Source organism: Pseudorhodoplanes sp., from assembly GCF_035565795.1.
Classification (GTDB): Bacteria; Pseudomonadota; Alphaproteobacteria; order Rhizobiales; family Xanthobacteraceae; genus Pseudorhodoplanes.
Genome location: NZ_DATMRV010000017.1, coordinates 1 through 13078, shown reverse-complemented (window position 1 = coordinate 13078; position 13078 = coordinate 1). Strand labels below are relative to the sequence as shown.

Annotated in this window: 15 protein-coding genes; 5 read left to right on the top strand and 10 right to left on the bottom strand. The window is 64.3% G+C overall.

What is annotated here, in order from left to right; genetic code table 11:
* Positions 1-177: 177 nt before the first annotated feature.
* On the top strand, positions 178-1167 hold the full coding sequence (locus VNZ93_RS01480; RefSeq protein ID WP_325699039.1) for a hypothetical protein: 990 nt from the start codon (positions 178-180) through the stop codon (positions 1165-1167).
* A 3-nt stretch (positions 1168-1170) separates the two neighbouring features.
* Here the strand turns inward: VNZ93_RS01480 and VNZ93_RS01475 are convergent, their stop codons facing one another.
* The 3 genes from VNZ93_RS01475 to VNZ93_RS01465 all read right to left on the bottom strand — a co-directional run bounded on the left by VNZ93_RS01475 (position 1171) and on the right by VNZ93_RS01465 (position 4215).
* Positions 1171-1518: a DUF1491 family protein gene (locus tag VNZ93_RS01475; RefSeq protein ID WP_325699036.1), complete on the bottom strand. Its 348-nt coding sequence runs from the start codon at positions 1516-1518 to the stop codon at positions 1171-1173.
* Positions 1519-1580: 62 nt separating this feature from the next.
* Positions 1581-2390, bottom strand: coding sequence for a peptidoglycan-binding protein (locus VNZ93_RS01470; protein ID WP_325699033.1), 810 nt, complete (start codon positions 2388-2390; stop codon positions 1581-1583).
* A gap of 22 nt (positions 2391-2412) precedes the next feature.
* Complete coding sequence (locus VNZ93_RS01465; protein ID WP_414709945.1) at positions 2413-4215, bottom strand: sensor histidine kinase; 1803 nt, start codon at positions 4213-4215, stop codon at positions 2413-2415.
* A 384-nt stretch (positions 4216-4599) separates the two neighbouring features.
* On the opposite strand from VNZ93_RS01465, the gene VNZ93_RS01460 reads away from it, so the two are divergent.
* Both VNZ93_RS01460 and VNZ93_RS01455 read left to right on the top strand, forming a co-directional pair.
* Positions 4600-4998 (top strand): DUF5330 domain-containing protein, encoded by a 399-nt coding sequence (locus VNZ93_RS01460; RefSeq protein WP_325699027.1) that lies wholly within the window; start codon positions 4600-4602, stop codon positions 4996-4998.
* A 72-nt stretch (positions 4999-5070) separates the two neighbouring features.
* Positions 5071-5499 (top strand): SufE family protein, encoded by a 429-nt coding sequence (locus VNZ93_RS01455; protein ID WP_325699024.1) that lies wholly within the window; start codon positions 5071-5073, stop codon positions 5497-5499.
* On the opposite strand, the gene VNZ93_RS01450 is transcribed toward VNZ93_RS01455, so the two are convergent.
* From VNZ93_RS01450 to VNZ93_RS01440, 3 genes are all read right to left on the bottom strand, one after another.
* On the bottom strand, positions 5496-6107 hold the full coding sequence (locus VNZ93_RS01450; RefSeq protein WP_325699020.1) for a DUF6456 domain-containing protein: 612 nt from the start codon (positions 6105-6107) through the stop codon (positions 5496-5498). The genes VNZ93_RS01455 and VNZ93_RS01450 overlap by 4 nt on opposite strands.
* Positions 6104-6490 (bottom strand): helix-turn-helix domain-containing protein, encoded by a 387-nt coding sequence (locus VNZ93_RS01445; RefSeq protein ID WP_325699018.1) that lies wholly within the window; start codon positions 6488-6490, stop codon positions 6104-6106. The genes VNZ93_RS01450 and VNZ93_RS01445 overlap by 4 nt, the downstream gene beginning before the upstream one ends.
* Before the next feature lie 124 nt (positions 6491-6614).
* Positions 6615-7340 carry a hypothetical protein gene (locus tag VNZ93_RS01440; RefSeq protein ID WP_325699015.1) on the bottom strand — a complete coding sequence of 242 codons (726 nt, stop codon included), beginning with the start codon at positions 7338-7340 and terminating at the stop codon, positions 6615-6617.
* 315 nt (positions 7341-7655) lie between these two features.
* On the opposite strand from VNZ93_RS01440, the gene VNZ93_RS01435 reads away from it, so the two are divergent.
* Both VNZ93_RS01435 and VNZ93_RS01430 read left to right on the top strand, forming a co-directional pair.
* Positions 7656-8258, top strand: coding sequence for a superoxide dismutase (locus VNZ93_RS01435; RefSeq protein ID WP_325699012.1), 603 nt, complete (start codon positions 7656-7658; stop codon positions 8256-8258).
* An 87-nt stretch (positions 8259-8345) separates the two neighbouring features.
* A complete protein-coding gene (locus tag VNZ93_RS01430; protein ID WP_414709944.1) occupies positions 8346-9977 on the top strand; it encodes a glycosyltransferase family 39 protein in 1632 nt (543 codons plus the stop codon).
* 93 nt (positions 9978-10070) lie between these two features.
* On the opposite strand, the gene VNZ93_RS01425 is transcribed toward VNZ93_RS01430, so the two are convergent.
* The 4 genes from VNZ93_RS01425 to VNZ93_RS01410 all read right to left on the bottom strand — a co-directional run bounded on the left by VNZ93_RS01425 (position 10071) and on the right by VNZ93_RS01410 (position 12935).
* Entirely contained in the window at positions 10071-10250 is a 180-nt protein-coding gene (locus VNZ93_RS01425) for a hypothetical protein (RefSeq protein ID WP_325699008.1), read from the bottom strand.
* Between the two features lie 178 nt (positions 10251-10428).
* Positions 10429-10701 carry a hypothetical protein gene (locus VNZ93_RS01420; protein WP_325699005.1) on the bottom strand — a complete coding sequence of 91 codons (273 nt, stop codon included), beginning with the start codon at positions 10699-10701 and terminating at the stop codon, positions 10429-10431.
* Between the two features lie 82 nt (positions 10702-10783).
* Positions 10784-12007 (bottom strand): MFS transporter, encoded by a 1224-nt coding sequence (locus tag VNZ93_RS01415; protein ID WP_325699002.1) that lies wholly within the window; start codon positions 12005-12007, stop codon positions 10784-10786.
* A gap of 160 nt (positions 12008-12167) precedes the next feature.
* Positions 12168-12935, bottom strand: a complete 768-nt coding sequence (locus VNZ93_RS01410; protein ID WP_325698999.1) for a hypothetical protein — start codon at positions 12933-12935, stop codon at positions 12168-12170.
* Positions 12936-13078 lie beyond the last annotated feature (143 nt).

The window sequence follows — 13078 nt, the reverse complement described above, 5'->3', positions numbered from 1 at the left end:
ACGCGCCCGCGAGGTCGCGTTACACGCAGGAAAGCTGATCACAACGCCCATTGAGTTGCCCCACCCCCGCCCGGCGGCGATGCGCCGTTCTGCGCACGATTAAGAGACTGTCAAGGTTAACGCTCTGCTAACGGCCGCCCGCTATCGTCGACACGTTCTCAGTTCGGATGGCATCACGTGGAACGTCTTACGCTCAGCAATCTCGACGGCATGACCGGTCTTGCCGGATTGGCCGATCGCACCGGGGTCGACATCAAGCCGACGCTCCTGCGCGTCCTGACCGATCTCTACATCCAGAAGGCGACGCATTCGCCGCATGAAGCGCAACACTTTACCGAACTGGCGTTGCGGCTGATCGAGGTCGTCGATGAATCGACCCGTGCGGCCGTCGCCGCGCGGCTCCAGAAGCATCCGGCAGCACCGAAGGCCGTGCTCGCCCGGCTCGCGCAACTTGGGCCCCGCACAGCCGACCCGAGTCAGCAAGGCAGCATTGAGCTGTTTGCCGAAACGTCCCTCGAGGATGATCTTGGACTTTTCGAGCCGCCGGCGCCGAAAGTGCAGCAGCCGCCCGCACCTCAAAGTCCACCGCAACAAATCGACTATATCGAGCAGCGGGAGGCGTTCTTCACCGCGCCGTCGGACGAGCGCCGATTGATTCTCCTCAATCTCGAACATGTCGCCGATCCGAATGTCGCACCGGCGCAGGAAACCAACATCATCCGTTATCTGGAGCAGGCCGCCCTCGCCGGCCGCGCGCAGGAATTCACCACATTGCTTCAGCAAGGGCTCGGCGTGTCGCGCGCGCTGGCGCGCCGGATCGTGACCGACAGGACAGGCGAACCCTTTGTGGCGTCCGCCAAGGCGCTGGCGATGCCGACGGACGTCTTCCAGCGGATCCTGATGTCACTCAATCCGGTGATCGGCCAGTCGGTGGAACGGGTGTTCGAACTCTCCGACCTGTTTCTGGATCTGCCGATGCCATCGGCGCTGCATCTGGTGGCGATCTGGCGCGCAGCGGACCGAATGGAGGCGAGAAGTCTCATTCACCGGCGCGTGCATTGGGACGATACGCCGGCGCTTGCACGCCGCTCGGCCGCTTCCGAGCCGCGCCGGGGCGAACAGCCGGCAACCCAGGAACCGCAACGGCTCGACGGCTCCCGCGGCTGATCCTCAGCCGACAATCGGATCGAGGAAATTGCGGCCCTGCCGGTCCTCGATCTCGACGATCCAGATATCGGGATCGAAATCGATCTGACGGGCAAGATACTTTTCGATCTCGTCGTTTGGACGCGGCTGCGCGCGAAGCGATGCGATGAACGCACGATCGCCCGGACGCGCTTCGTCGAACGCACTCTGAGGCGCGGGACCGAACAGGTCCGCGGTTCCGTCCAGCCGATCGACCTTCACAAAAATTGCGCCCGCCTCTTCGGCGCCCCGCCGTCTCACGACAGCGTAGGCACCCTCTATCATGCAACGCCGGATATAGGCGGAAACCCAGATCGCCGATTTAAGCCGCATATGAGTTTGCCGGTTCCAGCGCGCACGATACGCGGATCAACCGCACGCGCGGCATCAGTGAGCTAATCGAGCTCGCGGCCGGTGACAACCGCCAATTCGCGCATCAGCTTGGGCGAAATCTGGCCGGAGACCGGAAGTTTGCGCGCCCGCTCGAACTGCTCGATCGCAGCTTTGGTCTCCGGGCCGAACGTGCCGTTGGGCTTGAACTGACCATAGCCGTAATCGGTGAGCGCGCGCTGTACGGCAAAGATTCGCTTGGACGACGGCGCGATCAGCTCGGCAATCGGGTCGGTAGCGACGGGTTGCGCAGCAGCAGCGCGTGCCGGCCCCGCTTTCGCCTGCGACCGCGTCAAGGCTCGCAGGAATACGTCGTTCGGCTCGCCGCCGGGCCGGAGCCCGGAGGCCTGCTCGAAGTCGCGCATCGCCGCATTCGTCTTCGGTCCGAACACGCCGTCGGCGGCACCGTCGTAAAAGCCTCGTCGGCTGAGTTCGCGCTGGATATCGGCAATGATCTCGTTGCGCGGCCGTTGTGCGGCCTGCAGGTCCGGCTTTGCCGGCTCGATCTTGTTTACTTCCGACTTAGGCAGATCAGCCTTGGGCCAATCGGCTTCCGCCGGCCGGCCCCTCGGCAATGCGACCTGAGGCGACGGTCCGGTGATCTCCTGTCCAACCACACGAATGGATGTCTTTGCCGGCGCGGATACGGGCATTGGCTTGCTTGAAAACAGCGGCGCCGGGTGTGGCCCCGACTGCAGGAAGGCGGCATTGGCGACAACCGCGCCAAGCGCAGCAGCGGCGACGGCGCCCGCGATTGCATCCTTTCGCCAGCCATGAAGAAGCGATGGCTGGTTGTCGTTCAACGTCTGGGCCACGGCGGCCCGTTTCTGCGAAGTCTTACGCACTCTTGCGAACCTGAATATCGTTGTGCTTGCGCGCGGGTTCAAACGGCGTCAGCGAACCGCTCTTCTTTCGCGACAACGCATTCGCCTCGCAGTCAAGCGGCAGGTGGATTGATATCTTCGTTCCCTTCCCGAGTTCACTGCGCACCTGCATGTCGCCACCATGCAGCGTCACGAGCCCTTTCACAATCGACAGCCCAAGCCCCGTGCCATCGTGACGGCGGTCATACGCCGAGCGCGCCTGGAAGAACGGATTGCCGATGCTGGGAAGATCGGCCGCACTGATGCCGACGCCGTTGTCCTCGACCGAAACGACCAGACGATCGCCATCGCGGAACGAACTGATGATGATGTTTCCGCCGCGGCCGGTGAATTTGATCGCGTTGGAGAGAAGATTGAGCATGATCTGCTTGAAGGCGCGCTTGTCGGCGACGACATCGGGCAGATCGTCGGCATTGCGCATGACGAGATCAAGGCCGGCCTCGCGCGCACGCAATGCGAGAATGTCGCAGCAATTGCTGATGACCTTGACCGGCGCAAACGGCTCCGGCGTGATGATAAAGTCGCCGGTCTCCATCTTCGACATATCGAGGATGCCGTTGACCACGGCCAGAAGATGCGTGCCGGAGTCGTTGATCAGTTGTGCATATTCGCGCCGCTTCTTGGCGTCGATACGCATCTGGTCTTCGTTCACCAGCATCTCGGAGAAGCCGATGATGGCGTTGAGCGGAGTTCGCAACTCGTGGCTCATGGTCGCGAGAAAGCGTGTCTTGGCCGCATTGGCGCGTTCGGATTCCGCGCGCGCCAGCTCGAGCGCCTGCTCCTGGGCCTTCCGATCGGAGACGTCGCGCATCACCGCCACGACCTCACGGGCGGGTTGTGCGCCGGTCTGATCCAGCGGACGGCAGCGCATCTCCACCCAGATGAACTCGACGCTATTCTCTCCGTCGGACCCAATACGCTTGACGCGGAATTCGACAGAACGCTGCTCGCCCTGCGCTGCGTCCGCCAGCGCCGACAGATAAGCCGGACGGTCGGCGACATGGACGCGGTCGAACAAACCATGCGCCATCAGGTCCGCGACGCGCGCCCCGAACAGGGTTTGCGCGGCCGGCGAGACGAACAGCACCGCGCCATTCTGACCGTGACGGGTAATGACGTCGGTCATGTTACGGGCGAGCAGCCGATAGCGGTCCTCTTCCGCATGGAACAGCCAGAAGCTCATCCGGGCGAGCGATTCCGCGCCGAGCGCAAGGCCGGTCGCATAGAGCGCGGCAGAGATAATTCCGAGCGCTGCTAGGCCCGCGTGGTTCGCAGCCGCCCATGCCGGGATCGCACCAAGCTCCTGCATCGCCAGCAAGGCGCCGGCCGCGGCCAGCGCAAAGGCCGAGGCAGCGAGCACGACCCGGCGCGATGCCGACAGCGACGCTTCCAGCGGCACCACCACCAGCCAGATCGCCGCAAAGGACGAGATCCCGCCCGTGTTGTAGGCGACAGCGAATACCAGACCGGTCAGTGACAGTGAGGACAGGATGTGCGCGCCCTCGTAGCGTCCGGTTCGCGACAGATAGACGGCGGTCAGGATCGGAACCACGAGCCACGCGAATACCGCGATCTCGAGCGCACTCGGCACGCCGCGCATGGCGAGATAAACCGGGAAAATCGCGAGCGCGATCAGCGACCCGAGCAGACGCGGTGCGATGAAGGCACGGTGGCGCGTTGCGGTGAGCGGATCCTGCTGGACCGACGGATGGACCAGACTGTCGATATAGTCGCGAAGTGGCTGGGCGAAACTCAAGATACTCACTACGCCAGCCTGCCAGGCCGACGCACTCCCCATTTGTTACGGATCGTGTCAGACGCCGCTTAAGCGAACGCTAAGGGAACGGAGTTTGGCGACGGCGCAACGCTGGCGAGCGGCGTAAAAGTCCGCGCATCGGCGCGATCGTGACCGGATGGTGAACGATCGGTTTCCGCAGACGGTATATCAATTCTTGCTCGCATCCCGGAAAGCTAGATAAGTCAGGCCTGTGTGCACGTTTCGCGCGTAATCGATTCAAATTGTAATCGAAGTCGATGCTCATTCTCATCGAATAAGGCCCAAAAATCGAACCGGCTTTTCAAGCGCAGCTGTTAGGTCTGGCGCATAAGCGGCGATCGAGCCGCGGGGAGCGTTCGGGCCATGTTTTTTCTGCTGCGGGTGGCATTCTGGCTGAGCATCGTGCTCGTGCTTCTGCCGAGCGGCGACTACCGTTCCAAGGATCAGGCGCCGCAGATCGGCGCCGCCGATGCCGTGAGCGCCGCGAGCGCGGCCGTATCCGACCTCAGCGGTTTCTGCAGCCGCCAGCCTGACGCCTGCCAGGTCGGTGGACAGGCGGCCGTCGCGTTCGGGCAGCGGGCCCAGGCCGGCGCGCGCTATCTGTTCGACCTGCTGCATGACCACCTGTCGCCGGCGCAGACCGGCTCGGTCGGCCGCGCAGCCGGTGCCGGCACGGCCTCGCAGCACACATTGAAGCCGTCCGATCTGGAGCCCGAGTGGCGTGCGCCTCTGCCACCCAGGAACCCGCGGCGACCGGCCTGATCTTCCCGGAATCCGCGCTTTCCCCAGCGCCCGCGGCTGCCTATATCAGCCCATAAGGACAGGGATGGGCTGATGACGACGATCGACGAGATCATCGACAATTTCGAGCTGCTGGACGAGTGGGACGATCGCTATCGTTACCTCATCGAGCTCGGCCGTACCCTGCCCGAATTGCCCGACGCGGCGCGCATCGAATCCAACAAGGTGCGCGGCTGCGCGAGCCAGGTCTGGATGACCACCGACGTCCGGCCGAATGGCGCGCAGGGCCCGGTCCTCGAATTTCAAGGCGACAGCGACGCGCACATCGTGCGCGGCCTGATCGCAATCTTGTTTGCGCTCTATTCCGGAAAGCCGGCGGGCGAGATCACGGAAACAGATGCGGAAGCGCTGTTCGCAAAACTCGGCCTGCGCGAGCATCTGACCCCGCAACGCTCGAACGGCTTTCGGGCCATGGTCGATCGCATCAAGTCGGATGCGCGCGCCGCGCTCGCGGCGGCCTAGCCCGGCGGAGCAATCGGCTCGTTTGCCTGATCGGCCGACCAGCCGCGAATTGCAGCCGCCTTGCCACTGACCTCGGCCGCCAACCCGTAGTGACGGGCAAGTCGCTCAAGCGCGAGTTGCAGCACGACCTTCGCCGAGCGTGCCGGCCATTGCCGCTCGCGTTCGACAGTATCGAGCTTCTTCAGAAAGCAGCAGATATCGATCAGCAGACCGGAGAATTCCGGCCCGACCGCATCCAGAGCATGCCGCAGACGTTGCCGTGCAGCGACGACACGGTCGGTGAGATGACCGGATGACTGATCCCGGTGCCGGCCGGCAACCGCCGCATGCCAGTTCGAGGTTGTCCGCGGCATCATCTGGGCGATTGTGAAATCCGCCCTCAGACGCTCGCCCGTCAGCAATTGATGCGGCTCGATCAAAGCGCGACCATCGGCGCCTTTCCGGCGCGCCAGCCAGACCAACGGACTTTCCGCTTCATCGAACTTGGCGCCGGCACCGATGTCCGGGCCAACGCCGTCAACCAGCGACAGATGCTGCGCGCGATAACGGTCGATCGAATCTGTTCCGGCAAGCGGCGACGGGTTGCGGCGCGGGCGAAGCTGTTTCATCGGCGCGCGCTCCCGTCTGGCACACGATGCAGGGACGCTTCAAGCGTCGCGAGAACCACATCGAAGACTGGATCGTCACGAAGATCCTCCACCAGCCTGCAGGCGTGGGAGGCGGTCGTCCGGTCACGGGAGAACAGCCGGCCCGCATCGGACAAGGTCATCCCGAGCGCAACGCGCGCAAGATACATTCCCGTCTGGCGTGCCAACGCAATGTCGCAACGCCCGCGCGTCGCAGCGCATAGATCGTCGCGACCGACTGCGAATGCGGCTTCAATCGCTTGGAATAGCCGCCGCTCCAGGGCCGCACGCGCCCGGTCCGATCCGGGGCGCGGCAAAAGGCGGTCCCGTCCCTGTAATCCCTCGGCAACCTGCTGATGATCCATTGCCACCCTCTATAGGACTTAATACCTATAGACTGCAACGGCTGGACCCGGAGGGGGATAACTTTTTTGCTCAGGGCGGCGGACTGTCGAAAATGCCGACGAAACGAAGACGACCGCGCGCGGCTCAGCCGCCCTTTTCGAGATGGTTGCGGAGCTCCTCGATCGACCCAAACCGCACGACACCCTGTGCGAGTTCGGCCTCGATCGAACCGTCGGTGTAGAGCGTGTAGGCCATGCCATCCACGATGCCCGACTTGAGCACGGTCGCAGCTTCGCCGCGTCCGCTTGAGGCTGCGTCTGCCGGCGCTTCGACAGCAGGCTCGCGGCGCGCCGGGGGCGTGCTTTCGACCGCCGGCGGACGCCGCGGCTCAACCGGCTTCGCCGGAGGACGTTCGGCGGACGGCCTGGGCGGGCGCCAGCCTCCCCGCGCGGGAGCGGCAGGAGCGGCAGGCGGTGCTGCGAGTTCTTCTGCGGTCGGAATTGGGCCGCGAGGCGTGTTGCGCGGCGGCTCAACGGCCTCCGGCACATCGAATTCTTCGTTCTGCTGGGCGCGCGGTTGCGGCGCGCGGGGCGAAGGTGGAGGCGTGATGGACGGAGCCATAGGTGCCGCGACCGTTGCCGGAGCGGCAGGCGCCGCCATCGGCCGCGACGCCATGAGATCGGCGATCCGCGCCAGCTGGCTGACCGCACGGCTGATCGCGAACGTGACCAGGCCGGCGGCGGACGTCATCGTGCCCGCCAGAATCAAGGTATTTCCGAGACTGAACTCATTGATCGGAATGCCAAATCCGATCAGGATCGCACCCAGCGCGATTGCCAGGATCCCGACCACCATCAAGACAAAAGACATTACGCAGTCCTCGCGCCCCGCCGCCACAAATCCTAAACGAATTGTGACTGCCTTCCCAGTGCCAAGCAAGCCACAGCCCCGCCCGGGGAAGACCAAACCCGGTGGTTTTGCTAATAGCGATGCGGGCCAGCCCTACCCCAACAGCATGAAACGCCATAGGAAAAACTTCGTTCCAGCCATCAAAGGCGCAATTGCCGCCCGGTTTGTGTGCTGCAATATTGCTTCCTTATTCCACAGGGCCTAACTCAGTGGCCGCCGGCACGGTGTTCGCCGGCACGACGCCTTTAACGTCACCCGAAACGTGAGCAAGCTCCCATGTCATTTACGTTGCCCGATCTGCCCTATTCGTACGACGCCCTCGCCCCCTACATGTCGCGCGAGACGCTCGAATATCATCACGACAAGCATCATCTGGCCTACGTGAATAACGGCAACAACCTGCTCAAGGGCACCGAGTGGGAAGGCAAGTCCCTCGAGGAGATCGTCAAGGGCTCCTTTGGCAAGAACCCCGGCCTCTTCAACAACGCGGGCCAGCACTACAACCACATCCACTTCTGGAAGTGGATGAAGCCCGGTGGCGGCGGTGACAAGATTCCCGGCGCTCTCGAAAAGAAGATCGTGTCCGACCTCGGCTCGGTCGCCAAGTTCAAGGAAGACTTCATCCAGGCCGGCGTCACTCAGTTCGGTTCTGGCTGGAATTGGCTCGCCGTAAAGGATGGCAAGCTCGTCATCACCAAGACGGCAAATGGCGAGAACCCGCTGGTGCATGGCGCCACGCCGATCCTCGGCTGCGATGTGTGGGAGCACTCCTACTACATCGACTATCGCAATCGCCGTCCGGATTATCTGAAGGCCTTCGTCGACCACCTGGTAAACTGGGATTACGTCGCCGAATTGTACGAGAAGGCAGCCAAGTAGGCCGGCCTTCGCCATCGACCTTTGCGCGATCCTCAACAATATCCAGTGCGGCCGCCCGACCCGGCGGCCGCATCGGTATTCGATACAATGCGGGATGCGTTTGCCCGTGATCCGGTTGCTCGCCTTTGCGACATTGCCGCATGGGCTCTGATCGCGGCGCTGGTGGTTATCAGTTATCGGACCTTCGCCGATTACGGCCTCGGATGGGACGACTACACCCATTCGCAATATGGCCAATTGCTGCTCGATTATTACGCCTCGGGCTTCTCGGATCGCCGCGCGCTCTCCTTCGTCAATCTCTACATGTATGGCGGCGGCTTCGACATGCTGGCCGCGCTCGTCGCAAAAATCCTCCCGTATGACCTGTTCGAGACGCGGCGCCTGGTCGGCGCTGTGGTCGGCATCCTCGGCATGATCGTGGTCTGGCGGCTGGCTCGGCGACTCGGCGGTCCGGTCGCCGGACTGATCGCGCTCGCGCTGCTCGCGACCACGCCGATGTTCTACGGACACATGTTCATCAACGCGAAGGACGCCCCGTTCGCCGTCGCGATGACACTCCTGCTGTTCGGTCTGGTGCGCGCCCTGGACGAGTATCCCCGGCCCGGCGGGTTGACGATCGTGATGTTCGGGCTCGGGCTCGGGCTCGCGCTGGGTACGCGCATCATGGGCGGGATGGCCGCGCTGCACCTGGTGCTGCCGATCGCGCTGATCCTCGGACACGATGCGCGGGCGGTTGGCGTGAGGCCCACCATCACCTCGGCGGGTCTGTTCGTGCTGCGTCTGGTGCCGGGCCTCGTGCTGGCCTATGCCGTGATCGCGCTGGTGTGGCCGTGGTCCGTGGTCGAGCCGCTCAATCCGATCCGCGCGATCGGATATTTCTCGCACTTCTTCGAGAAGCCCTGGAAGGAAATGTTCGGCGGGCAACTGATTTCGGTGCCGGACATGCCGCGCAGTTATCTGCCGACCTATCTCGGCATGAAGCTGCCGGAGCTTCTCCTCCTGCTCGGCGCTGCCGGCCTGGTCGGCACCATCATTGCGCAGTGGCGCCGCGACATCCCGGTCAATCGCCGCGCGGCGCTTCTTCTCGTCGCAATGTCCGTTCTCGTTCCCATCGCCATCACGATCGCGACGCGGCCGGCGATGTATAACGGCATCCGGCATTTCATTTTCATCTTGCCGCCGATCTGCGTACTCGGCGGAATGGCCGGCGGCGCGCTCCTCAACTGGCTCGCGGTCCGTTCGCGCATCGCGGCCGCGGCGGGCGGTCTCGCCATCATCGCCGGACTCGCCATTCCCGCCAGCCACATGGTCGCGCTGCACCCGTATCAATACACGTTCTTCAATGCGGTCAGCGGAGGTATGCGCGCGGCCGATAAGGGTTACATGCTCGATTACTGGGGGCTGTCGTTCAAGGAAGCCGCCGACGAGCTACTCGGCATTCTCGATGAGCAAGGCACCTACACGCCCGAAGGACGCCGCTGGGTCATCGCAGTGTGCGGTCCGCATCCGCCCGCCGAAGTCGAACTCGGCGACGATTTCCTGACGACCTGGAACACCAAGGGCGCGGACTTCGCGCTGATGCTGGGTGAGTTTTACTGCGCCGAACTCAAGGCGCCGGAGCTGGTCCGGATCGAACGCGAGGGCGTCGTATTCGCGCGCGTCTACGATCTGCGCGGGCGCAATATCCCGGATCTTTTCACGCTGCCGCCGGTTCGGTGATTTTGATGGCGAAACGCGCGGCGTTGCGCGTTGGCAATCTGCCCCAATCGTCGCGCAAGTTCTGAGCCGGAAGCCCTCGTCTCGCAGGCCGTATCAGGCCGCCTTCACCATCGGCTCGAGGAAGGCTTCGCTGGCGCGAATCTGGTGCGACTTCCAGCAATTCGGGCACCAGACCGACAGCTTCATGTTTTTCATGTCGCGAAGAGTGGCAGTATCAGTCTCGATACTCGTCGTGACGACGAGCCCGCTTCTCGGACATTTGTATTTAAGCATTGGGATTGCCGCCTCCACCCGAAAAGGACTCTACGCTGCGGCCGGACGTGATGGTGCGCGGGTGGTAGATTTCCACCGTTTATCCACAATTTCTTCACGCTTCTGTCACGGTTCGCGGTCGCAACGCAGAAAGGCCCGGGGGGACCCCGGGCCCGGCAGCGAAGACTGAGTCTCTAATTCAGTAAAACCGGCACACACGCATGCCTGCCCGGTCGTACCAGCATTCCTGATGCCGGCCGGCGCCCAGCCACGGGGGGAGTCGCGGACCGCCGACGGCCACGCCGACGATGGTGCCGACCACCGCACCTGTCGGACCGCCGATCACGGCACCGACGCCGGCACCGATTGCAGCGCCGGTCACGACGCTCCGGCTTTCGAAATAGGCGTCCGCGGCACTCGACGTCACGATCAGCGCGCCAGCCGCGACGCCGGCCATGAGGATGCTCCGCATCGCAATCTCCATCGCGAGGGTGTCCCCGCTGGAGCGCTACTACACTTTTTTAACGTTAAGATTCCGTCACCGTACCGCCGCGTTAGGCAGGCTTCCGACGGGATCCGACGCTGATCAACACCACGGGGATGGCGGCGAGCGAACAGAGCGCGGTACCGACAATCACGCTCGCCGGCGTGCCGGCATCCATCATGTAGCCGAAGACCGGCGGCGCAATCACGCCACCGATGTTAAAGCCGGTGGTGACGAAGCCGAACACGCGGCCGAATGCACCCGGCGGCGTCACTGCGCGAACGATCATGTCGCGCGAGGGCTGAATCACGCCGTTGAAAAATCCGGACACGGCCATCAGCCCGATCAGCAGCGTCGCATTGAGATCGATGAACGCGATCGGGATCAGCGCGAGACCGCTCGCCGCAAGCCCGATCAGCGCGACCATGTCGTGCCGGCTGGTCCGCGCGGCGAGCCATCCGCCGGCCAGCACCGCGAATGCGCTGAGCACCAGGTAGACGGTGATTGCGGACGTCGCGAGCGAGAGTGAGGCGCCCCACAGGGCCTCGAGCGCAACGATGCCGTAATTCTGCGTGCCGACCGAGACCGACGCGATCAGCATGAAGAACAGAAGATTGAGGACCACCGGCCAGGTCGCGAGGACGCGCCAGTCGCCCGCCGACGGCGCCGACGCGTCTGCAGCCTTCGCGCGCGCCGCTTCTCGGCCGGCCAGGGGTTCGCCGAACATCATGATCGCGGCCGCCGCCACAAGACCCAGCAGCGCAGCGGCGAGGAATGCGATGCGCCAACCATAGGCGCTCGCAAGGATCACCAGCGTCGCCGGCGTGATCGCCGTGCCGATGAAACCGGCGAAGATATGGATCGAGAAGGCCTGGCTCACCCGCCCCGGCGAAACCCGGTTTGACAGCAGCGCGTAATCGGCCGGGTGATAGACGGTGTTGGCCAAGCCGAGCGCGGCGAAGGCGAGGCCCAGCAGCAGGAAGACCGGCGCTGCGGCCGCGAGCGCCAGCGAAGCCGCACCGAGCAATAATCCGCCCACCAGCACGGTGCGCGCCGAGGTTCGATCGACCAGAAAGCCCGCCGGCGTCTGAAGTAGTGCGGAGATGATGTTGAACACCGCAACCACGAAGCCGAGTTCGGTATAGCTCACGCCGAATTCCGCGCGCACGAACGGGAACACCGGCGGCAGCGCGAGGATGTAGATGTGACTGACGAAATGCGCGAGGCCGACGAGCCCGATCACCCGAAAATCGGTCGAACGTGACGCCCTGGCGTCGATGGTGGTCGGCGTCATTCAAGGAAATCCCGGCTGGCGACGCTGGCATAGCATGGCCGCCAACAGGCGGGCCATGCGCTCTGCGAGGGTGACGGGTTTTCCGCGCGCATGCGGACGCAAAGACCAGTAGATGCGCTCTCATACGCATCTACTGGATTTGCGTCACAGGCCGGTTCGATCAGCGATTGCCGCCGTGGCCGCCGCCGGCACCACCTCCACCTTGGCCACCTCCGCCCGGCGCACCGCCAGCACCGGCACCACTCGGGGCGCCGCCGCCACCCCCACGTCCGCCGCTCCCGCCGCCGCCGGGGCCGGCTCCGACCGTACCTCCCTGACCGCCTGTTCCAATCGCGCCGCCCTGCCGGCCACCGCCAACCGCGCCACGTTGCACGCCCCCGCCTCCGATCGCGCCCGGCTGTTGAGCGCCGCCAGGCATGCCGCGCTCCGCACCGCGGCCACGCGGTCCCTGCATCTGCTGGCCCTGCATCTGGCGCTGCTCACGGAACTGCTGCCGATCGCCGCGCCGCTCCTGTTGGAACTGGCGCTGTACATCACGACGGTCCTGTCGGACGTCACGACTGTCCTGCCGCCGCTCCTGCCTGAAATCGCGACGCGCATCGCGTCCGTCGCGCCGCACCTCGCGACGCTGATCCCAGCCTCGGCCGTGATAGTAGCGCGCGTGGTAGCGCGGCAGATACCAGTGGTTCCAGCCATAGGCGCCCCCCCAGCCATAACCGCTGCGCCACGCAAAGCCGCAGCGATACCAGCCGGGACCGTTCCAGGCGTCGACATAGAAGCAATAACGACGGCCCGCATAGACCATCACCTGTGCATCGTCGACGATGTTGACCGCTTCGCCTGCACCGCTGAGGCCTCCACCTCCGGGCAATGTGAACGCTTGTGCAGGCGCGCCCGCACCGATGGCCAGTGCGGCACCAGCCGCCATCAATAATGTCCTCATATGACTCTCCTTGGCTTCACTCCCGCAGGGCCAACGCCAGACAGCGTTTAACGTTCGGGAGTTTCAGCCACGCGCGCATGCGCGTCAGGCCGCGCGGCGCAACTGCGCCCGACGGGGCTTCGGATGGC

Excerpts from the sequence above, each read along its gene's own strand:
- VNZ93_RS01475 (WP_325699036.1), bottom strand. The coding sequence starts at position 1,518 with ATGCGGCTTAAATCGGCGATCTGGGTTTCCGCCTATATCCGGCGTTGC.
- VNZ93_RS01460 (WP_325699027.1), top strand. The coding sequence starts at position 4,600 with ATGTTTTTTCTGCTGCGGGTGGCATTCTGGCTGAGCATCGTGCTCGTG.
- VNZ93_RS01455 (WP_325699024.1), top strand. The coding sequence starts at position 5,071 with ATGACGACGATCGACGAGATCATCGACAATTTCGAGCTGCTGGACGAG.
- VNZ93_RS01450 (WP_325699020.1), bottom strand. The coding sequence starts at position 6,107 with ATGAAACAGCTTCGCCCGCGCCGCAACCCGTCGCCGCTTGCCGGAACA.
- VNZ93_RS01445 (WP_325699018.1), bottom strand. The coding sequence starts at position 6,490 with ATGGATCATCAGCAGGTTGCCGAGGGATTACAGGGACGGGACCGCCTT.
- VNZ93_RS01440 (WP_325699015.1), bottom strand. The coding sequence starts at position 7,340 with ATGTCTTTTGTCTTGATGGTGGTCGGGATCCTGGCAATCGCGCTGGGT.
- VNZ93_RS01435 (WP_325699012.1), top strand. The coding sequence starts at position 7,656 with ATGTCATTTACGTTGCCCGATCTGCCCTATTCGTACGACGCCCTCGCC.
- VNZ93_RS01430 (WP_414709944.1), top strand. The coding sequence starts at position 8,346 with ATGCGGGATGCGTTTGCCCGTGATCCGGTTGCTCGCCTTTGCGACATT.
- VNZ93_RS01425 (WP_325699008.1), bottom strand. The coding sequence starts at position 10,250 with ATGCTTAAATACAAATGTCCGAGAAGCGGGCTCGTCGTCACGACGAGT.
- VNZ93_RS01420 (WP_325699005.1), bottom strand. The coding sequence starts at position 10,701 with ATGCGGAGCATCCTCATGGCCGGCGTCGCGGCTGGCGCGCTGATCGTG.
- VNZ93_RS01415 (WP_325699002.1), bottom strand. The coding sequence starts at position 12,007 with ATGACGCCGACCACCATCGACGCCAGGGCGTCACGTTCGACCGATTTT.
- VNZ93_RS01410 (WP_325698999.1), bottom strand. The coding sequence starts at position 12,935 with ATGGCGGCTGGTGCCGCACTGGCCATCGGTGCGGGCGCGCCTGCACAA.